This window comes from Sodalis sp. RH21 (genome assembly GCF_047324175.1).
Taxonomy (GTDB): Bacteria; Pseudomonadota; Gammaproteobacteria; order Enterobacterales; family Enterobacteriaceae; genus Acerihabitans.
The window spans coordinates 1,158,932-1,179,922 of sequence record NZ_CP178732.1 but is presented as its reverse complement, the minus strand read 5'-3'; the positions used below and the strand labels follow the sequence as shown (position 1 = coordinate 1,179,922).

Genomic DNA, 20,991 nt, shown 5'->3' with positions numbered 1-20,991 from the left:
TCAGGGTCCGCCGACGGCACGGATACCGGCCAAGCGTGGCCCGGGCTGGAAGCCATGCGCTCTGGCCGACCAGGCAATGATGAATCCCAGTGCCGATAGCAGGACCAGGACCCAGGGGAACGAGCTTGCGCCCCAAGCGTGCAGCAGGATGCCACCGAGCAAACCGCCGCCTGCGATGGCGCCATTCCACGCCACCACATTCATCGACAACGCCGCGTCGGCTCCGTCGCCGGCGGTATCGGCCAGAGCGGTCTGCAGCAGCGTTGCCGCCCCGCCGAACGTCACGCCCCATATGGCAACGCCCAGATAAATCGCCATGGGCACGCTGGCGAACCAAGCGAACAGCAGCGAAACGACCCCAAACGTCGCTAGGCTCGTCAGCACCGCAGTGCGGAGGTGGCGATCCACCAGCCGCCCGGTGATCCAGATCCCCAGCAACGCAGTTAGGCCAAAGACCAGCAACACCAGATCCACCCGTGCGAGCAATCCTGCCTGCGCCACGAACGGCGTGACATAGGTGTAGAGGATGTTGTGCGCGAGCATCCAGGCGATCACCGTGCCAAGTACCGGCCGCACCCCCGGCGTAACCAACACCGTGCGCAATGACACGCGCTCGTGGGCCGCCTGGCCCGGGTAATTCGGCACCTTGGCCAGCACCCAGACGATGAGCATTAAGGTCAGCGCAGACATGATCCAGAATGCGGCACGCCATCCCACCAGCGCGCCGAGCCAAGTACCCAGCGGCACGCCCAATGACAATGCAATCGGCGTACCGACCATCGCGATCGCCATCGCTTTACCTTGCTGATTCACGGCCACCATCCTCCGCGCGTAGCCCGCGAGCAGGCTCCAGGCCAATCCGGCGGAGACGCCAGCGAAGAAACGTGCGGCCAGCGTCAGCCAATAATGGGCAGAGACTGCCGTGACCGAGTTAAAGAGCAGAAAACCAACGATAGTCAACAGCAGCACACTGCGCCGCTTCCATGTCCGAGTAGCGATCGTCAGCGGAATCGCCGCTAGCAGAGAACCCACCGCATAGGCCGTGACCATCTGTCCCGCCATCGACGGGGAGACAGCCAGCCCTTCGCCGATCTGCGGCAAAAGCCCCGCCGGTAGCGTTTCGGTCAAGATGCAGATGAAGCCTGTCATGGCCAGCGCCAGCAGCGCAAAGACCGGCAGCGGTCTAGCCGCTTGCTCCGGCAACGAAATAGAAGCAACCGTTTTCACGTGGCGTTTCCTTATAAGAGATGAGAACAGAAGTAGTAACCGATCCAGTCGAGAAAGAAGGCTTACCGACCCGCCTCGACACTTTTGTATCGAACGGTACAAATATAGACAGCCACATCTGCGCTTGTCAACCACTTATGTATCGATTAGTATTTATACCTTCCACATAAAGGTTGGGATCGGCAGGAGAACGCCATGGCGCAAATGGGCAGGCCCCGTACGTTCGACCGGGACGAGGCTATCGATCAAGCCTTGCACCTGTTTTGGGAGCGAGGCTATGAAGCCACTTCTTTGAACCAACTGAAGGCCACGATTGGCGGCGGCATTTCCGCACCGAGTTTTTACGCTGCATTCGCCTCGAAGGAGGCGCTATTCCAGGAGTGCGCGCAGCGCTACTTGAGCCAATATGCGACCGTGACCGAATGCCTGTGGGATACAGCGCTGACACCGCGTCTAGCATTGGAGAGGGCACTGCATGCTTCGGCGAAAATGCAGTGCGAACGCGGCCATCCCAAGGGATGCATGGTCGCTCTGGCGGTGATGAGCGCCCCCTCGCCAGAAAATGCGGCGGTGACGCAATCGCTGACACGCTCGCGTACTCGCACGCGTGCCGGTATCACTGAATGTATTGAACGCGGCATCGCTATCGGCGAATTGGCACCGGAAACGGACGCGCGAGTTCTTGCAACGGTGTTCGACAGTTTTTTGGTCGGGCTGTCCACGCTCGTGCGCGATGGAGTGAGTTATAGTGTGCTTAATGACTCTATCGACCGTCTTATGACGGTATGGGACACTGCAAAGATTCGGTGACTATGTTCAATTGCCGAGCTGCGTCTACCTAGCCTAGGCCGGCCGCCGCAGCCGTGCGCGCTCTGGCCTGGATCGGCCTGACGCACTGGCGAATGATATTGGCCGCAGTCAAGCTGACCCATCCTCGTGACGTTGTGTCAGCGATTGGACTGGCGCTTGGCTATGAATCGGATAAAACCTTTAGCTCAGCGTTCAAGCGGGTGATGTACTGCTCACCACGCCGGTATTGGCGCCAACAGAGAAGAGAGAGGCTTTGAATAAACATCGCCAAAGGGATCAAAACTCATACGCTGTTTTTTTTTCTTGGAATCCCTTTTCTCCTGAAGGTACCCTCCCTGAAGGGTCAGGATCTCAGACTTGCTTAGCACGCCTTTTCTTTTAAGATTGACGAGTAATTGCTCGACGTTATCCAACTCGACGACGTCGCCAGCCATACGGGTGATAGCTACGGCCATACGGCCCATGCCGTCACGTTCAGCGGTGACGTTGTGGGATTTAGCAAGCCTGCGGACTTGAGTTGCAACACTTACAACGGCTGTTTTAGTCATCGAAAACCCCCAATTTTCTTCCAAAGTATGGCAAGATGCTGGCTTGTTGTCTCCACCTAGCGATTCAACTGTTTCGCGATCTTCGGGCGGGTACAAGGTATCGCGCGCAACGGGTGAAACTTCAATTTTAATCTGCGCATCTCATTCGGATTATTGGTTTTCGAGACCGCCGGCACACCGGTAGCGCGCTTATCAATAGCGCGACCGCATGCTCAAAAGCAATCTCCGCCGGCACAGCATTAACCAGTTCGTAGGCGGCTAACTTAGGCACACTGGCTTTTAACATATTCCCTTATCTCGATATCGGTCAGAAATTGCTCGCCGAGCGGGGACAACTTTTGGTTTTCCCGGACGACCATTTCTCGCGTGCCCTCGATCCGACCAACCAGGTAGAGCCTAGGATGCTCTGGCGGCCTCGCGGTCTTGGCCCCGATATCATCTTTCAGCCATTGAACGGCGTCAGGATTGTCGTCTGAGATGTAATCGACAATCGCCAACAGATCCTCTCGGGCCGGCTGCGACCATTCAAGCTCGGGCACGGCGCTTCCTGTCGATCGGGGCTTGCGCCTCGTCCATTACCTGCTGATGCGGCACGCCAGGCCGGCTATCGGCCAGAGCTTCATGCACCTTGGCCCGGAACCATTTGTCATGAGCTTCCGGGCCAGTAGTCAGGCCCGCCGGTAACCCGCCTTCTTTGATGACGCGGGTCAGGAAAATCCGCACATCATCCGAGACGGACAAACCGACATTAGCGAGCTTTTCAGTCGCAACGGCCTTCAGCTTGTCGTCTGCACGGACGTGCAGCACGGATGTGTGAGCAGCCATCGTAGTTCTCCTAATGCAAGACAAGTCTTCATGGTGTACCTCATTCGAGACACAGCCAAGCACCATCACTCCGCGTCGATTTCACTGAATGTGCCTTGCCGTGTCGCAAAAATCCTAAAATCGGCGACCCAAATGTGGCTTCAACGCACGCCGATCCCATTCAAAAACAGGCTCACCAGATGCGCGATCCGCGCTTGCGGAGAGCTGTCTTTCTCGACAGCGAGTGAGATTGCCGTTGCGATGCACACCAAGTCGTCGAAAGTGACATCAGGCCGAATAGCTCCGCCTCTCTGCGCCAGGTCCAAAAGACGGGCCCCTTCCCCACTGGTTGCCAGGCATCCCGGCGTTCCAATCTGGAGAACCGTTCCGAGCAAGGCCGCGAGGCCGCGATAGACCGTAGTGTGCTGAACCAGCTCTTCGAGATAGGCCCGCAAGCCGCCCAGTGGGGCAAGCTCTGCGTTTCTGGCACGGCTGGTTTCTGCAAATGCCAGGAAACGAGCGCTGTAGGCCGCCGCCAATAGATCTTCGCGTGTCGGAAAGCGCCGATATAGCGTGCCGATTCCTACGCCCGCTCGTTTCGCAACGTCCTCTAATGAGGCGCTCGCGCCTTTCTCAAGAAAGACTTCTTCGGCGGCTGCAAGAATACGCTCCCTGTTTCGCTGCGCATCGGCTCTCAATGTGGGTTCATCGGTCAAAGGAATAGTCTCGCTGCTACTTGTTAAGTGGAGGATACCTCCATATAATAAATGGAGCAATCCTCCACTTGATACGAAAGCGAGCTTACGACATGACGAAACGATTTGAAAATAAGGTTGTGGTGGTTACGGGCGGCACGGACGGCATCGGCTTGACCACGGCGGCGTTCTTCGCGGAACAGGGCGCCCATGTGTACATCACTGGCCGCCGCCAAGAGCGCCTGAATGAGGCTCTGAAGGAAATCGGGCACGGTGCCATTGGTGTGCAAGGCGATGTCAGCAATCTTGCCGACCTTGATCGTCTGTACGCACAGATCCAGCGAGAGAAAGGCCGCGTGGATGTGGTCTTCGCCAATGCTGGCGTATCGGAATCCGCACCAATCGGTGGCATTGAGGAAGACCACTTTGATCGCGTGTTCGGCATCAATGTGAAGGGCACGGTCTTCACGGTGCAAAAAGCTCTGCCGCTGATGTCTGCTGGCGGCACGGTTGTGCTGACTGGATCAGGAGCAGGCAGCAAGGGCTTTGCAAATCTATCCGTCTACAGCGCGACGAAGGCGGCGATCCGCTCGCTCGCTCGCACCTGGACGACCGACCTGAAAAGTCAGGGCATTCGGGTGAATGTCGTTTCGCCGGGCATGGTACTGACCCCTGCAATGCAGACCTATCTGCAAAACAACGCCGGCGCTGAAGAATGGATGCAGCAAACCATCCCGTTCGGTAGGCTCGCCAAGACTGAAGAAATCGCCAAAGCAGTGCTATTTCTGGCGTCGGACGAAAGCAGCTTTATCGGTGGTGAGGAACTGTTCGTTGATGGTGGCTTCGTGGCCGTCTGATATGCGGTGCGGCCCTTCAGTCTTGCGGCCTGTGCTAAGGCCGTCTAGCCGACTGGCGACGACAGGTTAATTCGCTCTTCGGGGCGACAATGAGGCCACCGGGTCTACCGCGCATTATTCGCCAGTCTGAGGGGGTGAAAAGAAATATTCCCCCTTTGTCTTTGTCATTTGCCGCATAAGTCCAACGTTTTGCGACAGCACCTCGCCGTCGGTTTTTCCTGGCGCTCAGACGTGGCAAAAATCAGTCGCAAATTCCTTATAATATGCGGCGATATTTGCAACACAATGGGGACGCCATGAGAGACAAACACAGCCCCTGCACGCTCGACCTGAAAGCGGCCGGCTGCGGATCGGTTACGCCAGGGTATTGACCGATGATCAGGACCTGAGGAATCAGCGCGACGAATTGCACACGGCAGGCAGAAATGTAAAACCTGGGCTTGGAAGGCTAATCACTATCCGGCTTTCTAAAAAATGCCTCCAGTTCGGAGAAACCAATAGCGTTCTTTGAATAACTGAAAGTACCCTCAGCGCATATCTCCCGGGCTGCCTGAACAAAAGAACCGTATGCCAGTCTGGCCATTGATGCACCAACGCTGATACGTTTCACTCCCGCTTCGGCCAGTTGCACAACGCTGAACGTCCCACCCGGCAATCCCATAACAACGTTAACTGGCCTTGTCACTGATTCACAGACGGTCTTAATCATTGAAAGATCGTGAAGGCCAGGAGCATAAAGTACATCAGCTCCTGCCTTTTCAAAAGCTTGTAATCTCAGGATCGTATCATCCAGATAAGGACGTCCCCACATAAAATTCTCAGCGCGCGCAGTGATCACAAAATCATGATCCAGCGCCTCCCGTGCTTTTACTGCGGCTTCAATACGATCGACTGCGAGGCTTAAATCATAGATAGGGGCATCGGGCAGACCGGTATGATCTTCGAGGGAGCAACCCGCCAGACCAATATTGACCGCAATTTTTATGGTTTCCGCCGCACTGTCTGGATCATCACCAATTCCTTTTTCAAGATCCGCTGACACGGGCAGAGACGTTGATTCAACAATGGTCTGACAATGATCAATAGTCTGCTTCCACAAAACCCGCCCTTCAGGTACACCTAAGGAGAATGCGAGACCGGCACTGGTCGTAGCAAGTGCCTTGAATCCCATACTTTCAAGTATTCTGGCTGTCCCAATGTCCCAGGGATTAGGAATAATAAAAGTATCCGGCATTTCATGAAGAAGCCGAAAAGCCTTGCTCTTATCTCCCATAAATGCCCCCTTGAGTGGTATTAATTTGTTTTAAATGGCTGGGAATCATTCGGAGCCATCCGTTGATTATCAAACTAAATACACAGCTGTTTTCGCCGTGGAGAGTTTCATCACCATATATCAAAGAATTCATTCGAGGCAACCGACCTTATGCTGGAGTTCCATTCCATATAAAGCTGGTGTGCAAATATATTCTTATGCCCTGATGATGCCCTATAAACTTCGCGAATATATGTAAATGGCCTTAAGACTGGCCGGGAATATGAAGGCCTGACTGATATTCCTGTTATCAGACAGAAGTCCCAGACACCGATTGCTTATGGTGTTAATTGCGCGGCCTATCTGTTGAAAAACAGCGGCTGATAAGACCTTAGCACCAAATCCCGATTCACGATAATCCGCACCGGCAGTCCCGGCCGTTCGGCCAGCGTCGGCTGAATATTGAGATTGCGGCGCGTCACTTCCTGCCCAACCTCATTCACCGTATCCTGCAAGCTGTCGCGTTCGGCGATGATGCGGTCCCTGTGCCAGTCGACGCTATGGGTAACCTGCTGGCGGCGGTGCAGACGTTTGGCCCAAACGAGTTGTTGTTCCTGGATGAGCGTAAGGGGGTAATCCTGTATTGCCTTGATTCGATAGGGCTGAAGCTAAAGATCAGGGACTAAATGCCAACAACATGATTTAACGCGGGATATTGCCAACCAACGTTGCGCGGATTCGTCGTTGGGAAGTTTGATATAATACTGAAGATTGCTGGTTTTTCTCAAGAGGCTTTCGCTGATAAATGCGGGCTGGATCGTACTTATATCAGCGGAATTGAGCGAGGCGTAAGAAACCCGACGCTTGCCGTAATAGAGGTGATTGCAAGCGGACTGGGGGTTAAGCTTGTTGTTTTATTCGATTTTTGAAAACGTCTAACCGCCAGACCGGCATTAAACGTTTTGGGCTGACATTGTGTATCAACAACCGTTCTGGGTGATGTAAACCCAGGTCGCTACACTTGGATTTCCTGAGCAGGGATAAGATCTCCACAAACAGTGAGGTTCTCTTCGCCCGAGTTAATCAGAAATCCCTGGTCGGCGCTAATTACCGATAGTCGCCATAACTCATTTAATTAATAATCAAACCGTTATGGCGATTTTTCGCTAGTCGGAGGTAGTCCCTGAATAACCTCGGATCACTCCCACTCGATTATCAACAAACTTCCCAAACCCGCGAGGTTAAAGGGTTTGGTGGTGATTGACCTGGGGCCTTTACCGTCGCTTTTACCGTCAAATGCACAGCTCTTTGGCTGACGCGGGAGATGGAGCAATTGGCGTAGCGTTGACGTTTTCGGGATCATTGTCAATCAGGTTAATTATATCAAATTTGCTGAGTTTTTTAAGTCAGGAATTGTGGTTTATAAAAAGCATAAAAGTGATACTTTTAGTGAATCTATCTCTTTTTTGACCAACTACTTCAGCCAATCACTCAGTACCTTTTCCAACTTATCCAACGCCTCGGTGCGCTTACTTTCTGCCATCCGTCCTATATTGTGTAGCTTCCACTTTACAGCAGGCAGGTGCTGAATCTGGCTATCCGGCGCTAACGACCAATCCGGCCTACCACGCTTAAAAGACATCAGAAAGTCAAAATCTTGTTGGGTGAACTGTGCTTGAAGACCGGCCAGCATTTGTTCAGGTACAGCGATTAGCTCTTCCAGTGATACATCATCAAATGTCATGCCGCTGAATTCTTGGTTATAAATAGCGGAAATATCCTTCCAGCGTGGATTAATCACCTCGGATAATGGTCGGGGATGACTGAGCAGATAAGTGATAAAACCATTAAAGATAAGACGATCTATGCCCTGTGTTTCAAGCAGCATTTTAACATCGTAAAAATCACGGGGATGCTGGCGGTCCAACGCGGCGCAAAGCTTGCCACCATAAAGATCGGCGAGGGAGACCACCTGAATGGAGGCAAAGCCAAACTCATCCTGTACCGCTTCGACTGTGTCGCGATCTTCGGGCGGGTACAGGGTACCGCGCGCAACGGGTGAAACTTCAATTTTTATCTGCGCATCCCGGGAAGTCACCACAATACGCATCTCATCTGGATTATTGGTTTGCAGGACCGCCGACGCGCCAGCTTCTCGCTCAAGCCCAGTGGCAATTCTCGTTAACGCCGCCCGAACATTCGGCAGCGCCAGTTCCCTATTTTCCAATGGGATATAGGCCAAATCAATATCAACAGAAAGACGAGGGAAGTCGCGTACAAACAAATTGATTGCAGTCCCCCCTTTTAGCGCAAAACAGCGCTCCTTTGCCACTACCGGTAGCGCACTTATCAATAGCGCAACCTGTTTGTAATAGGGTGATTGCTTATCCATGCGATGACTCTCCGTTGATAAATTTTTCAGGTACGGTGATCTGGTATTGTTTATCCAGTTTACCGCCTGATACCACCTGCCGATTTCCTGATCCTAGGTCGATACTGGTTTTGTCGATCCGTTTAGCCCAGGCATGGGCATAATAGTCGGCTAAAAATAGATATAAGCGGTTCGTTTGCACCGCACTGCTGGCATGAAGTAACTTTTCCACTTTGCGCGGATTCAGGTTTACCAATCCCTGAAACAGTTCGGCCGCATGCTCAAAAGCAATCTCCGCCGGCACAGCATTTACCAGTTCGTAGGCCGCTAACTCAGGCACGCTGGCTTTTAACGTATTCCCTTTAATCTCGATATCGGTCAGATATTGTTCGCCAAGCGGGGACAACTTTTGATTGGAACAAAAAAGCCAGTCAACGCCGGGGAATTCTTTAAACCATTTGGGCAACGCCGCTTTGTCATCGACATACAGCCAGACGCTCTTGTGGGTTAGCTGAAGATAATGAGCACGGCCCTGATAGGTTAAACTGGTAAGGCCTGCTAAATGCACCGGCACAGATAGTTGGTTTTGTAAGCATAACACCGCGTCATGCCAATCAGGCTCACGACCGGTGCGCACGTATATTCCCGAACGCAGTTTATGCAGCCAGTTGCTCTGCTCATACCTATGTGCCAGGGAAGGACTGATATCATGCTTTGTCAGCCAAGACTGTGCCACCAAAGAGCCTGGTGCAGTATTTTGTAAAAGCCAGTTTATTTTTGATGACATACATTCACTATAAGTGAAACTATATTGAAAATAGTAAACTACCAAGTTGACCGATTGTCAACATTAAGGGATGGCATCAGCGTAAAGCAAAACAAAATAAGGGCGATGAGAAGCCTCAACTACATGAGAACGTCAGCCTGCTCAATGCATCCACCGGGTAAAAATCATTCATGTTAATCCAGCAACTCTCGCTTTGGAGGCGCTATTTCCGGCCTCCCGCAGAAATCACAAAAGGTGCTGTCCGTTGTCCCCGCTCGCAATCTACATTCTAACTAGCTGGCTTTCCACCCTATTGCGAGAGTCTTCGCCGTACGCCTTTCAATGCGCCCACCACTTCACGATGTTGACATCATGGCTAGAGGCTAAAGACCACCGCAACTATCGACATCGATATTCGCTTCGAGTTACGGCCTGACTGCACTTCGCAGTGAACATGCGTTAACTTCATAACCATATCATGGCTGCCTGCTCAGTCTTTTGACTTCGCCTCTCTAAGGCCAATAGTTGGTTGGTGGCCTGTGTCGCCTGCAAGGCGCCGGTGGCGGACTGGCTCCGGCTCACCAGATCGGCCAGCACGCCCTCGTCTTCCGACAAATTCTGCGATACCTGCGCCTGAGTGCGCATGGCGGTTTGCAGGCCGTCGAGCGTATTTTTCCAGCGCGCATGCGCATCCTGAAACATCTGGTTGCTGCTGACGGTCTGGGCATACTGCTGCGGATACAGCCGGGAAAATTCCTGATCCAGGTTCTGCACGTCGTAGGCCATGCCCTGCGCCTCGCCAATGAGCCGCTGCGTCGTCGCCAGCGTGGTTCTTAGCCGGTTGACCACATTGAAATCCAGCGTCGCCAGATTACGCGCCTGGTTCATCAGCATCTGCGCCTCATTCTGGAGCTGGTTAATCTGATTGTTGATTTGCTCCATTGTTCGTACGGCGGTCAGTGTGTTCTGCACGTAGTTCGCCGGGTCGAAGACCGTCAGGGCGAAGGTCGGGGGCATAAACACCAAAGCCCCGGCGATGACTATGGCAACAGGACAGATTTTCATGACTGCGTCTCCAGTAGCGGATGGGAAAAGGAAGCGGCAACGCCGGGATAACCCGGCAGCAGATCGGCGGCCCACGGCAATCCGCGATGCCACAGCCAGGCGGCGGTAAAGTCCGCTGCGCCGTACTGCGCCAGCACCCGATCGATATCGCGCTGATGCGGTGACGAGGATGCGCTGGCAAAAGCCAGCGCCACCGGCCCCAGATCGAGGTCAAATACCCGGTTGCCCAGCCGCGACTGGTAGTAGTAGTCACGCTTGGGTTCGGCGGTGGCGACAATCTCGATCTGACGGCTGTTGAGTCCGAAGTTTTCGTAAATAGCGCGAATTTGCGGTTCGGTAGCCTGTGGATTGGGCAGGAAGATACGGCTGGCGCAGCTTTCGATAATCGCGGGCGCAATGCTGGAATGTTGAATGTCAGCCAGCGACTGGGTGGCGAAAATGACGCTGACATTTTTCTTGCGCAGCGTTTTGAGCCACTGACGGATGCGGGCGGCAAACACCGGGTCGTCAAGGAACAACCAGGATTCATCGAGGATCAGCAGCGTTGGCGCGCCGTCAAAACGTGCTTCCAAACGCGCGAACAAATACCCCAGCACGGCCAGCACCGCAGCCTTGCTGCCCATCAGTTCTTCCATCTCAAAGCACTGCACGTCGGCCGCGCCCAGCTTATCGCGATCGGCATCCAGCATATTGCCATGTACGCCGCCCAGCACATAGGGGGCGAGTGCCTGACGCAGCGCGTTGGATTGCAGCAACACCGACAGACCGGTCAGCGTACGTTGCTCGATCGGCGCGCCTGCCAGGCTCTCCAGCGCCGACCAGACCGCGGCTTTTTCGTCCGGGCCGACGGTCACACCCTCATGCCGCAGCCGGCCTTCAACCCATTCGGCGGCCCGGCTGCGATAGCTATCCCGATCGATCTGCGCCAGCGGCTGAAAGGCGATAGCGCCATCGGCGCCCAGATCGTAGTGCTCTCCGCCCAGTCCCAGCACCGTGGCGCGCATTGAGCGCCCCATGTCGAAGGCAAAAATGCGCGAACCGGGATAACGACGGAATTGCATCGCCAATCTCGCCAACAGCACCGATTTGCCCATGCCGGTGGGACCGACCACCATCATATGGCCCACGTCGCCGATATGCGTGACCAGCCGAAACGGCGTCGCGCCGTCGGTACGGGTCACAATCAGTGGCGGGCCATCAAGATGCGCGTTCTTCTCCGGCCCGGCCCACACCGCCGCAAGCGCGCGGGCCACGGCGCCGCCCTGTTGCCCTGTCGCGCCAATGACCACGATGATACGCGCATTGTTATCTGTCTGGTTCATCGCCATGTTGTCGCTCCTTAATTGCAGTTATACCTATTCGTAGCGATCGTCACCTGGCGCTGCGACCGATTGTCGATCAGGTAGATCGCCGCAGGCGTCGGGCTGTATGCGGTTTGATACCAATCCCGCCTCAGTGCCGTAAATTGGCGTTTCATCCGTGGTCCGCCACGGAAGTTCGGGCCACCAGCGCACGCCCGGCACGACATTAGCGGGTTCGATGCTTTCTCCTGGCCGGAGTGTCAGCACAGTAATCCTATGTCTGCGGGCGGCGGCCAGCACCCGCTCGACGGGCTCGGTCCAGGTATGATTCGCCTGCTTGATCAATGCCCAGTGTATTGGCAGCATGGCCCGGCCTCGTACGCACTTGTGTGCTTCCACAGCCAGTTCTGGCCCCTGGTGTGCATCCGGCCAATTCGCGTCGTACTGCCCGGCATCAATAAGGGTGAGATCGAATGGTCCCAGTCTCTCGCCGATATCGGTGAATGTGTTATGAAAGCCGGTATCGCCTGAATACCAGACACGATGGCGGTCGCCGATCAGGGCAAAACCCGCCCATAAGGGCCGGGGCCCGAAAGAAAGGCGCCCCGATGAATGCCGGGCAGGCGTAGCGACGACGTCCAGCCCGTCAATACGAACTGACTCCCACCAGTCCAGCTCGCGGATGCGCGCCTCGGGAATGCCCCAGCGCAATAGATGAGCCCCCACGCCGAGCGGGACGACGAATTGCGTGCGCCAGGTGCGCATGGCATGAATGGTGGCATAGTCCAGATGGTCGAAGTGTTCGTGGGAAATAACCACCACATCGACGATGTCCCGCAATGATTCCAGCGCCACCGGCGGCGGATACCAGCGCTTCGGCCCGATCCACGACAGCGGGGAAGGCCGTTCGCTCCATAGCGGATCAATAAGTACCCTACCGCCATCGATCTCGATTAACGCAGAAGAGTGGCCGAACCACGTCACGCGCAGCCCGGAAGCTGGCGGGGTCGCCAGCATACCGGCATCGTTATGCACCACGGGGATCGGCGCCTCAGGCTCGCCGTGGGGATTCGCTTTGCCGAACAGAAAGCGCAGCCAGGCGCTGCGTAAGTCAGACCACTGCGGCTGTGGGTTCACAAATTGACCATCGCGCCACTGCGGTGATTGCTGCATACGCGCCAGGCGTTCATCTGCGGGCTTACCGCCCAAAGCCGGGTTTATCAGCAACTGATAGACGCCATAGGAGACCGTGGCTACCGGCACAAACAGAACGATCGCCAATAGTTTTCTCCAGCCCAGTCTGCGCGGATGATTCCGGCGCCAGAGGCTTTTCGGCGCGCTCCCATTCATGAGAACACTGCCTGCGTGCCCAGGTACTCATGCAGGCCATAGATGCCGAACTCCCGGCCGATGCCCGATTGTTTGAACCCGCCGGCAGGCACCCCGGCCTCGTCAAACAGATCGTAGATGCGATTGACCATCACTGCGCCGGCCTCGATTCGCTCGGCGATGGCCTTGCCTCGCGCCGGATCGCCGGTGCTGACCCATCCCTGTAGCCCATAAACCGAATCATTGGCTATCTCGACCGCCTCATCCTCGGTCTTGTAGGTCATCACGGCAAGCACCGGGCCGAAGATCTCCTCGCGGGCGATCGTCATGTCATTGCGAACATCAACGAAGATGGTCGGCCTGGTAAAATAGCCTGCAGTAAGCCCCGGCGGATGCCCTTCGCCTCCCACCAGCAGCGTGGCGCCTTCCTCAATGCCACGCCGGATATAACCCTGCACGCGATCGAACTGCCGGGCGTTAGCCAGGGGCCCCAAAGCCGAATTATCGTCTGCGGGGTCGCCCACTGTCCACAGCGAGCTGGCCTTCAGCAGGGCGGTTTTCATCTCTTCGAGTTTATGCTCGGGGACCAGCAGGCGTGTTCCCGAGATGCACGCCTGGCCGTTATTCATAAAAGCGGCAGAAAGCGCAAAGGCGGCGGCGGCGTCAACATCCGCATCATCGAGCACGATATGAGCGGACTTGCCGCCCAGTTCCAGGGTCACGCGCTTGATTGTGTCGGCGGCGCTGCGCATCACCGCTTTGCCCACGGCGGTGGAACCGGTGAAGGAGACCTTGGCGATATCGGGATGAACCGCCAGCACGTTGCCGACCACATCGCCGCGGCCATTGACGACATTAACGACGCCGGGCGGCAATCCCGCGGCCTCGATGCACTCGACCAGCAGTTGCGTTTGCAGCGCACTCAGTTCGCTCGGCTTGATCACCACGCTACAGCCAGCCGCCAGCGCCGGCGCCAGCTTATTGCAGACCATGAAAATGGCTGAGTTCCAGGGAGTGATCAGCGCCGCAACGCCAACCGGCTTAAGCTGGACTTCAGCGGCGCCGATACGCTGTCGCAACGGCATCTCTTCCAGGGTTTTTTTCATGTTAACGAAGACCCTGGCTGCACCACGGATGGAGAAAGCATTGTGCCGGGCCACGCCGCCGTATTCCAGGATCCGTGCCGCGATATGCTCTGCCTCCCGCGCGAGGATAGCATCATGTAGCCGTTGCAGATGCCCGGCACGCTCCTCCAACGAGGATGTCGAGTAGCGTTTGAACGCCTGCTTCGCAGCACGGATAGCGGCATGCGTATCTTCGACATCTCCGAGCGTAACCCGACCGATCAACGCGCGGTTGCTCGGGTTGACGAGATCGAGAACCTCGCGGCCGTGTGAATCGACGAAGCGTCCGTTGATGTAATGCTGGGTAATGAATTTCATGGGGAGGGTCCCTGATTGTCGGTGGGAGAGGAGGCTCGCTGCATCGCCGCGGCGGCATAATCGCGCCCAAACCAAAGTAAAGCCGACGCGGTGCAGCCCAGCAGGATATAGCTGCCGGCGATAGCCGGACCGAGGTCATCACTGGCAAAGACGCGATGGCCAAGCCAAACAACTAGCCCTGGACCTAACGCGATGCCTGCGCTGTTGTAGAGCATGATGAATGCTGCAGAAATCCGCCCGCGATACGCCTGCGGCGTAGCGAGCTGTAAGGCGGCGCCCGCCACGCCAGAGAACGGCTGTAAGAACTGGATGGCGGCGAAACAAATCACGATGGCGATGGCGTTCGAGGCCATGCTGAAACCCAGACCGCCAAGAATGGCGACGCTACCTGCAACCAAAGAAAAATGTCGCAGATGCGCATCTTTTTTGCCACGGGCAAAGGAACGGTCGACCCACCAGCCGTTGAAAACGTAGCCGCCGATACCGGCAGTCACGGCAACGGTGGCCAGTACCGCCCCGACGGTACGAATGTCCAGTCCGTAGCTACGCATCAACAATGTCGGCAGCCAGGCGGCCGCGCCGTAGGTCATGGCGCAAAGCAGCGAAAAACCGGTGAAGTGACAGACTAGGAACAGGCGGTTGTCGCTTATGAAGCTCCTCAGCCCATCGCGGGGCGGACGCGCCAGCGGAGTTTGCGCAGTCCGGTCTTTGGGAGCAGCAAAGATTAGGGAGGCCATCGCCAGGCCCGGCAAACCACAGGCAAGGAACACGACCTGCCATGACTCGACGTCGCCAAGGATCGGCAGCGGCCTCGATGCGATCGCCGTAGCCTGCGCGATCAGTACACCGCCCAACACATAAGACATGGCGGCGCCGATCTGCGCCCCAGCGGAAAGCACGCTGATTGCCAGCGCCAACCGGTGTGGTGGAAACAGCCGGGACACCAGGCACCAACTGGCGGGCTGCAAGGCCGCTTCGCCCAGCCCCACCAGACAACGCGCAATCAGCAGGTCTACAAAGGAACCGGCCAACCCGCAGGCTATGGTCGCTAGGGACCATATCGTCACGCCGATGTAGATTGTCCAGCGTGCGGAGAACCGATCGACTATCCAGCCCATAGGCAGGCTGCCGATGAGGAAGAATATGGCAAACGCCGGACCTTGCAGTAACCCTATCCTGAAATCATTGATGCCAAAACTGGCTTTGATGGGATCGACCATCAGTGAGATCGACATCCGGTCAATAAATGCCAGCGTGACCAACAGCAGCAGGACAAAGACCGTCGCCCATGCACGCAGCGAATCCGATGAGGCTGCCGCTAGGCCGCGGTTCATTCAGTCGCCTTCCCGTCCGCTGAAACGCCCGAGCCGTACGACAAGCAGGCGACGATAGCGTCCAGTACCAGGTAGATAAACGGCATCTGGAGCAAGGTGCTAGTATTCACAAGGACAGTCAGGCTGTCGCGGATCATGACGACGGCACCTGCAAGCGGCCGGTATCATTACCTTCGTGCGTTGCGCCACCGGCTTTCACATCAACGGGGCTAAAACCGGGCAAGCGGGCCATGATACGGCTCAACACTTTATCGTCGGAGATCCCCTGGAAGTCATAGCGCGGTGTGTACGGCGCATCCAGCGCACTGGCTTCCTCGTCGGTCAAGTCAATCGCCAACGATGCCACCGCGTCATCGATTTGCGCGATGGTGCTGGCGCCGACCAGCGGTGCAACCACCACCGGATTGCGGCGCAGCCAGGCTAGCGCGATCTGCGCGCGCGACACGACGCGGGCATGGGCAATCGAACCGACCGCATCCACGATGATCCGATCGCTCTCGGCGGTCTGGTCGGTGTAGAGCATGTCGGCGAACCCGTCGTTGCCCGATCGCGCCGTGGCCTTCGCATCCTGCCAGGGACGGGCAAGACGACCGCGGGCCAGCGGACTCCACACCAGGGTACCCACGCCCTCGTCCGCGCACAGCGGCAGCATCTCGCGCTCCTCCTCGCGCGCCAGCAGATTATAGTGATCCTGCATGGAGACGAACCGCGCCCAGCCGTTGGCCTGTTGCAGATGCAGAGCTTTGCTGAACTCCCAGGCGTGCATCGATGAAGCGCCAATGTAGCGTACCTTGCCCATCTTGACGATATCGTGCAGCGCCTCCAGTGTCTCTTCGAGCGGGGTGGTGTTATCCAGCCGATGGATCTGATAAAGATCAACGTAGTCGGTGCCCAACCGCCGCAGACTGTGGTCGATCTCGGTCATGATGGCTTTACGCGACAGACCTTTGCCGTTCGGCCCCGAGCGCATCGGGTGGCGCACCTTGGTGGCGATGACGATATCGTCGCGGTTGGCGAAGTCTTTCAAAGCCCGCCCGAGGATTTCCTCGCTAGACCCTTGCGAATACATGTTCGCCGTGTCGAAGAAGTTGATGCCGGCCTCCAGAGCATGCCTGATCAAGGGACGGCTTTCGGCTTCACCGAGCGACCACACTGGATGGCCACGCTCGGGCTCTCCGTAGCTCATCGCGCCAATCGCTATCGGAGAAACATCGAGGCCGGTATTGCCCAGCTTGATATAACGCATAAGAAGACTCCTGTTTTTATGATGGGACATCGCGATGCGACGTTAAAAACATTGCCGATATTTTTGCGGGTTACGACACCGCTGTCCTTAAATGACGACGGATAACGAGCCAGCAAGAACAAAGATTGAATTCATAACCAGTTTGCGCGAGGATGATTGAATGATGAATAATGCAAAATTCAAAAATCATGATTAATCGTCCAGAATATGGCAGCGACCCTTTCTCCCACCTCCTTCATTTGGTGAGCGCACAGCCCATGATCTCTGGCGGCTTCCAGGCAGGAGGTTCCTGGGCGATCCGTTTTCCCAGACCGGACTATCTGAAATTTTTCGCGTTACTCAAGGGGGAATGCTGGCTGCGTCTGGAAAATGAGGACCGCCCTATCCGGCTGCGGGAAGGCGATGTGGTACTGTTGTCCGTTCCATGCGCATTTTTGCTGGCGAACGATCTGCAAACCGAGCCGGTCAATGCGCTGGAGTTGTTCGCCAATCAGCCGCAGGGCTATAAGACCGCGGTGCTTGGCACCGGAAAAGACTGCATCCAAATAGGCGGGCATGTCCAACTGGATAAAGACAGTGGAGAGCTGCTTACCGCGCTCCTGCCGCCGGTTATTCATATTCGTGCCGACTCGCCCTATGCTGCCCCCCTGAAATGGCTATTAGATCAGCTGATTCGTGAACGGGAGGCTGAACGCGCAGGCTATAGCCTGGTTTCTGCGCAGATCGCGCAACTGCTTTTCGTGCAGATCATGCGTATTTATTTAGAAACGAACGATGCATTGCCATGTGGATCGCTACGAGCGATCAATGACCAACGTCTGGCACCCGCCATGCGGTTAATGCATGACGAACCCGGGCATGCATGGCAGCTTAATGAGCTGGCCACCGCTTGCGCAATGTCGCGAACCGGATTTGCAACACATTTCAAAGCCGTCGCGGGCGTGGGACCGCTAACCTATCTGACGCAATGGCGTATGGCGTTGGCAAAGCGCACCCTGCGCGAACAGTATGTGCCTCTTGAAATACTTGCCAACGATCTTGGCTATGGCTCAGAAAGTGCTTTCAGCAACGCCTTCAAACGATCAACCGGCATGGCGCCTACCCATTACCGGGACTATATTGGCAGGCGATAATACGCGTTGTCTCCCATATCGGCTAACCCGATAATCCTTACCCCTTCAATAAAACGGGCTACGGTTTCCGGCGGGTCGCCGCCCAAATAGAGCAACAATGTGTTTAGCAATAGCTCGCAATAGAGCAATTATTCACCACCTATGAGCTAGTGGTAAATACGGGCATAACGGGCGTAGAGCGGTTTTACAAAACAACGGGCAAACTGAGATCCCGTTCGACGTTTTGTCGCATCGCCGCTTTGTAACGCCTGGGCGCTCTACCGGTGACACGCTTGAACGCAACGCTGAACGCGCTTTCGGAAGAATAACCGAGCGTTTCCGAAAGCTCCGCCAGTGAAGCGTTACCTTCACGTAATGCACGCTCTGCCAGGTGCATACGCCACTGAGTCAGATAGGTCAGCGGCGCGACACCCGCAACAGACTTGAAATAACCAGCGAAAACCGTTCGCGACATTGCACAGGCAGCAGCCAGTTCGGGAAGATGCCATTGATATCCCGGGTCGCCATGTATAAGACGAATCGCCGGCGCAATGCGGGGATCGCTGATCGCCCGCAACCGTCCGGACATTATCCGGTCTGTATTCTCAAGGTAGCTGCGCAGGATATGAAGAAACATGAGCTGCGCCAATTGCGTTGCAGCGAAATCAGAGCCTGGCCGGCCCCTTCGGTGCTCGCACACCAGTTGGTCGATCAACCACCCGATCGTGCTTGCTTCAACGCAACCCGCCCGGAGATGGATCATTGGCGGCAGATTATCGACCAACAGTTGGCCGCAGACCGAATCGAACTGCACGTGACCACCGAGGAAGAAGAAGTCTTCCCCCTCCCCTAGATTCAGGATCTGATGCGCTTCGCCAGCGTAAAGCGTCACGGCATCTAGAGCAGGCAAGCCCGGATCGCTGGCAAGTGAAAAACCACGCGCTGCCGTCAGCAGGAAAGCATCACCATCGCTGAACCGAATGGGTTCCTCACCGTCAATGGAAAGCCAGCAGGCACCGCGGGCGGCAATGAAAAACTTAACCCGAACAGGTGGCGGAAACCGAATCGCCCAGTCCCCGCCAGCCCAAAAACCACCTGAAATAACGGATCTGGCATTGACCAAGGCAAGCACATCTGAAAAGGGATCTTTATTCATATTCCGGACTATCGCTAAAGTTTTAGGTACTGAGAAGTATTCTTTATCCTTCGCCAGCGAGGTAACGTTGTCAACAAGATAAACGCAATGAAGGAGAACGATCTTGTCTGATTCCCAATTACCTATTGGCTCAGGTTTTACAGCGGCGTCCACGACATCTGAGGTCATCAGCGGCATTGATCTCACTGGTAAGGTCGCGATCGTTACCGGCGGTTATGCGGGACTTGGTCTTGAAACCACCCGCGCGCTTGCCCTGGCTGGCGCGACAGTAGTTGTCCCCGCGCGCGACCTCGCCAAGGCCAGAGCCGCACTAAATAGCATTAATGGCGTCGAAATCGAACCCATGGACCTGATTGATCCTAAATCCATCGATGCTTTCGCCGCTAGATTTCTGGATTCAGGGAGGCCGCTGCATATCATGGTCAATAGCGCCGGCATCATGGCGTTGCCACAGTTAACGCTGGACGATAGAGGCTACGAATATCATTTCGCCATCAATCATCTCGGCCACTTCCAACTGACCACGCGGCTATTGCCAGCGCTGCGTAAAGCGAATGGCGCACGGGTAGTTTCAGTGTCGGCCTGGGCGCATCGATTGTCTGACGTCGTGTTTGATGATCCTTTTTTCCAACGCCGCGAGTATCAGCCAATGCTGGGCTACGGCCAATCGAAAACGGCCAATATTCTTTTTGCGACTGGTCTTGACATGCGTGAACAACAACATGGAATACGCGCATTTTCACTTCATCCCGGCAGTATTGTTGATACCGACCTTGGCCGAAATTTCAGCCGTGATCAATTGCTAGCGTTTGGTGTTATCGATGTGGATGGCAAGCCGATTATTGATCCGCAGAAACAGCTCAAGACCGTTGAGCAAGGCGCCGCAACGCAGGTCTGGTGCGCCACCCATCCACAGCTTGAGAATATCGGCGGCATCTATTGCGAAAACGTCGAGATAGCGCGCCTGGTGCCTCCTGACGAAAGCACCGATTGGGGACCGGACGATTCCACCAGAAAGCTGGGCGTCATGCCGTACGCAATCGATCCTGACCACGCGAACCGATTATGGAAACTCAGCGAAACTCTCTTGAAGTAACAGCTCGACAGGTTACAGCGCTTACGCGCGTCAAAAGCCGGGATGGAGGCCCTGACGATGATCTTTGCCCGTGAATTGAAAGGACGCGATATCACCGTCATGACGCTTACGGAACGTACACTGGATGCACGCGGCTATGAATTGCATTTCGGAATTGCATTTCGTCACCAATCATCTCGGCCCTTTCCCGCTCACCGCTCGGCTCTGGCCGGTGCTAAAGCGCACCCATAACGCACGATTCAAAGAGAAATACCAGCGGGACCGTAACGGCCGATGGTGAGGGTTTCGCGGCGTCCGTTAAGACGGTAATCGTAGCGGAAGGTGACGGTACCAGTAGGCGATACCGTCACATACATGCCGTCCCGGTCGGAAACCTTGTACGGCCTGGCTTTGGGCTTAAGATTACGTAATGCGGTGTCGGTAAGCATCGTGATTTAACTCCTGTTCAATGGCGGTTTTTACCGTCAGGGGTCAGGAAGTCTGAAGATGCCTCGAAAGCCGCTTCACGTCTAGCTTTGGGAGGGAATTTTTACCGTCATGACCGAAAAAGAATCAATCATCAACGGCGGGGTCTTAATCC

The 20,991-nt window shown here is 55.7% G+C and carries 18 protein-coding genes and 6 pseudogenes; 6 read left to right on the top strand and 18 right to left on the bottom strand.

The window, feature by feature from the left end:
- Window positions 1-1,149, bottom strand: coding sequence for an MFS transporter (locus tag ACL2XP_RS05465; protein WP_413739090.1), 1,149 nt, complete (start codon window positions 1,147-1,149; stop codon window positions 1-3).
- A 273-nt stretch (window positions 1,150-1,422) separates the two neighbouring features.
- On the opposite strand from ACL2XP_RS05465, the gene ACL2XP_RS05460 reads away from it, so the two are divergent.
- Window positions 1,423-2,037, top strand: a complete 615-nt coding sequence (locus ACL2XP_RS05460) for a TetR/AcrR family transcriptional regulator (RefSeq protein ID WP_413737548.1) — start codon at window positions 1,423-1,425, stop codon at window positions 2,035-2,037.
- 92 nt (window positions 2,038-2,129) lie between these two features.
- On the top strand, window positions 2,130-2,294 hold the full coding sequence (locus tag ACL2XP_RS05455) for a hypothetical protein (protein ID WP_413739089.1): 165 nt from the start codon (window positions 2,130-2,132) through the stop codon (window positions 2,292-2,294).
- On the opposite strand, the gene ACL2XP_RS05450 is transcribed toward ACL2XP_RS05455, so the two are convergent.
- The 5 genes and pseudogenes from ACL2XP_RS05450 to ACL2XP_RS05430 all read right to left on the bottom strand — a co-directional run bounded on the left by ACL2XP_RS05450 (window position 2,250) and on the right by ACL2XP_RS05430 (window position 4,105).
- Window positions 2,250-2,585 carry a hypothetical protein gene (locus tag ACL2XP_RS05450; protein WP_413737547.1) on the bottom strand — a complete coding sequence of 112 codons (336 nt, stop codon included), beginning with the start codon at window positions 2,583-2,585 and terminating at the stop codon, window positions 2,250-2,252. The two genes, ACL2XP_RS05455 and ACL2XP_RS05450, sit on opposite strands and share 45 nt — an antisense overlap.
- A 66-nt stretch (window positions 2,586-2,651) precedes the next feature.
- Window positions 2,652-2,723 (bottom strand): annotated as a pseudogene (locus ACL2XP_RS05445) (hypothetical protein); the annotation flags it as partial.
- Window positions 2,724-2,848: 125 nt separating this feature from the next.
- Window positions 2,849-3,124, bottom strand: coding sequence for a type II toxin-antitoxin system RelE/ParE family toxin (locus tag ACL2XP_RS05440; RefSeq protein ID WP_413737546.1), 276 nt, complete (start codon window positions 3,122-3,124; stop codon window positions 2,849-2,851).
- On the bottom strand, window positions 3,111-3,410 hold the full coding sequence (locus tag ACL2XP_RS05435) for a type II toxin-antitoxin system RelB/DinJ family antitoxin (protein WP_413737545.1): 300 nt from the start codon (window positions 3,408-3,410) through the stop codon (window positions 3,111-3,113). Before ACL2XP_RS05435 ends, ACL2XP_RS05440 begins: the two co-directional genes overlap by 14 nt.
- A 140-nt stretch (window positions 3,411-3,550) precedes the next feature.
- Complete coding sequence (locus ACL2XP_RS05430) at window positions 3,551-4,105, bottom strand: TetR/AcrR family transcriptional regulator (RefSeq protein ID WP_413737544.1); 555 nt, start codon at window positions 4,103-4,105, stop codon at window positions 3,551-3,553.
- A 92-nt stretch (window positions 4,106-4,197) separates the two neighbouring features.
- Here ACL2XP_RS05430 and ACL2XP_RS05425 point away from each other — a divergent pair, with 92 nt between their 5' ends.
- Window positions 4,198-4,941, top strand: coding sequence for an SDR family NAD(P)-dependent oxidoreductase (locus ACL2XP_RS05425; RefSeq protein WP_413737542.1), 744 nt, complete (start codon window positions 4,198-4,200; stop codon window positions 4,939-4,941).
- 448 nt (window positions 4,942-5,389) lie between these two features.
- Here the strand turns inward: ACL2XP_RS05425 and ACL2XP_RS05420 are convergent, their stop codons facing one another.
- Both ACL2XP_RS05420 and ACL2XP_RS05415 read right to left on the bottom strand, forming a co-directional pair.
- Window positions 5,390-6,214 carry an isocitrate lyase/PEP mutase family protein gene (locus ACL2XP_RS05420; protein ID WP_413737541.1) on the bottom strand — a complete coding sequence of 275 codons (825 nt, stop codon included), beginning with the start codon at window positions 6,212-6,214 and terminating at the stop codon, window positions 5,390-5,392.
- 338 nt (window positions 6,215-6,552) lie between these two features.
- A pseudogene (locus tag ACL2XP_RS05415) lies at window positions 6,553-6,729 on the bottom strand (TrbI/VirB10 family protein); the annotation flags it as partial.
- 237 nt (window positions 6,730-6,966) lie between these two features.
- On the opposite strand from ACL2XP_RS05415, the pseudogene xreR1 reads away from it, so the two are divergent.
- Window positions 6,967-7,122: pseudogene (gene xreR1, locus ACL2XP_RS05410) on the top strand (cell morphology transcriptional regulator XreR1); the annotation flags it as partial.
- A gap of 545 nt (window positions 7,123-7,667) precedes the next feature.
- Here the strand turns inward: xreR1 and ACL2XP_RS05405 are convergent.
- The 8 genes and pseudogenes from ACL2XP_RS05405 to ACL2XP_RS05370 form a co-directional block, all read right to left on the bottom strand.
- Window positions 7,668-8,585, bottom strand: coding sequence for a nucleotidyl transferase AbiEii/AbiGii toxin family protein (locus ACL2XP_RS05405; protein WP_413737540.1), 918 nt, complete (start codon window positions 8,583-8,585; stop codon window positions 7,668-7,670).
- Window positions 8,578-9,351, bottom strand: coding sequence for a type IV toxin-antitoxin system AbiEi family antitoxin domain-containing protein (locus ACL2XP_RS05400; protein ID WP_413737538.1), 774 nt, complete (start codon window positions 9,349-9,351; stop codon window positions 8,578-8,580). The genes ACL2XP_RS05405 and ACL2XP_RS05400 overlap by 8 nt, the downstream gene beginning before the upstream one ends.
- Before the next feature lie 453 nt (window positions 9,352-9,804).
- Window positions 9,805-10,395 (bottom strand): annotated as a pseudogene (trbJ, locus tag ACL2XP_RS05395) (P-type conjugative transfer protein TrbJ); the annotation flags it as partial.
- Window positions 10,392-11,636, bottom strand: a pseudogene (locus ACL2XP_RS05390) (conjugal transfer protein TrbE); the annotation flags it as partial. The pseudogenes trbJ and ACL2XP_RS05390, both read right to left, overlap by 4 nt.
- Before the next feature lie 114 nt (window positions 11,637-11,750).
- Window positions 11,751-12,977 carry an MBL fold metallo-hydrolase gene (locus ACL2XP_RS05385; RefSeq protein ID WP_413737536.1) on the bottom strand — a complete coding sequence of 409 codons (1,227 nt, stop codon included), beginning with the start codon at window positions 12,975-12,977 and terminating at the stop codon, window positions 11,751-11,753.
- 65 nt (window positions 12,978-13,042) lie between these two features.
- Entirely contained in the window at window positions 13,043-14,467 is a 1,425-nt protein-coding gene (locus ACL2XP_RS05380) for an aldehyde dehydrogenase family protein (protein WP_413737534.1), read from the bottom strand.
- On the bottom strand, window positions 14,464-15,801 hold the full coding sequence (locus ACL2XP_RS05375; RefSeq protein WP_413737533.1) for an MFS transporter: 1,338 nt from the start codon (window positions 15,799-15,801) through the stop codon (window positions 14,464-14,466). The genes ACL2XP_RS05380 and ACL2XP_RS05375 overlap by 4 nt, the downstream gene beginning before the upstream one ends.
- Window positions 15,802-15,934: 133 nt before the next feature.
- Window positions 15,935-17,047 carry an aldo/keto reductase gene (locus tag ACL2XP_RS05370; protein WP_413737532.1) on the bottom strand — a complete coding sequence of 371 codons (1,113 nt, stop codon included), beginning with the start codon at window positions 17,045-17,047 and terminating at the stop codon, window positions 15,935-15,937.
- Window positions 17,048-17,217: 170 nt separating this feature from the next.
- On the opposite strand from ACL2XP_RS05370, the gene ACL2XP_RS05365 reads away from it, so the two are divergent.
- The gene (locus ACL2XP_RS05365; RefSeq protein ID WP_413737531.1) at window positions 17,218-18,180 is read left to right on the top strand and encodes an AraC family transcriptional regulator; all 963 of its coding nucleotides are present in this window, start codon (window positions 17,218-17,220) and stop codon (window positions 18,178-18,180) included.
- A 184-nt stretch (window positions 18,181-18,364) separates the two neighbouring features.
- On the opposite strand, the gene ACL2XP_RS05360 is transcribed toward ACL2XP_RS05365, so the two are convergent.
- Entirely contained in the window at window positions 18,365-19,315 is a 951-nt protein-coding gene (locus tag ACL2XP_RS05360) for an AraC family transcriptional regulator (RefSeq protein WP_413737530.1), read from the bottom strand.
- A 103-nt stretch (window positions 19,316-19,418) separates the two neighbouring features.
- Between ACL2XP_RS05360 and ACL2XP_RS05355 the strand changes: the two genes are divergently transcribed.
- Window positions 19,419-20,411 carry an SDR family NAD(P)-dependent oxidoreductase gene (locus ACL2XP_RS05355; protein ID WP_413737529.1) on the top strand — a complete coding sequence of 331 codons (993 nt, stop codon included), beginning with the start codon at window positions 19,419-19,421 and terminating at the stop codon, window positions 20,409-20,411.
- A 242-nt stretch (window positions 20,412-20,653) separates the two neighbouring features.
- Here the strand turns inward: ACL2XP_RS05355 and ACL2XP_RS05350 are convergent.
- A pseudogene (locus ACL2XP_RS05350) lies at window positions 20,654-20,839 on the bottom strand (Arm DNA-binding domain-containing protein); the annotation flags it as partial.
- Window positions 20,840-20,991 lie beyond the last annotated feature (152 nt).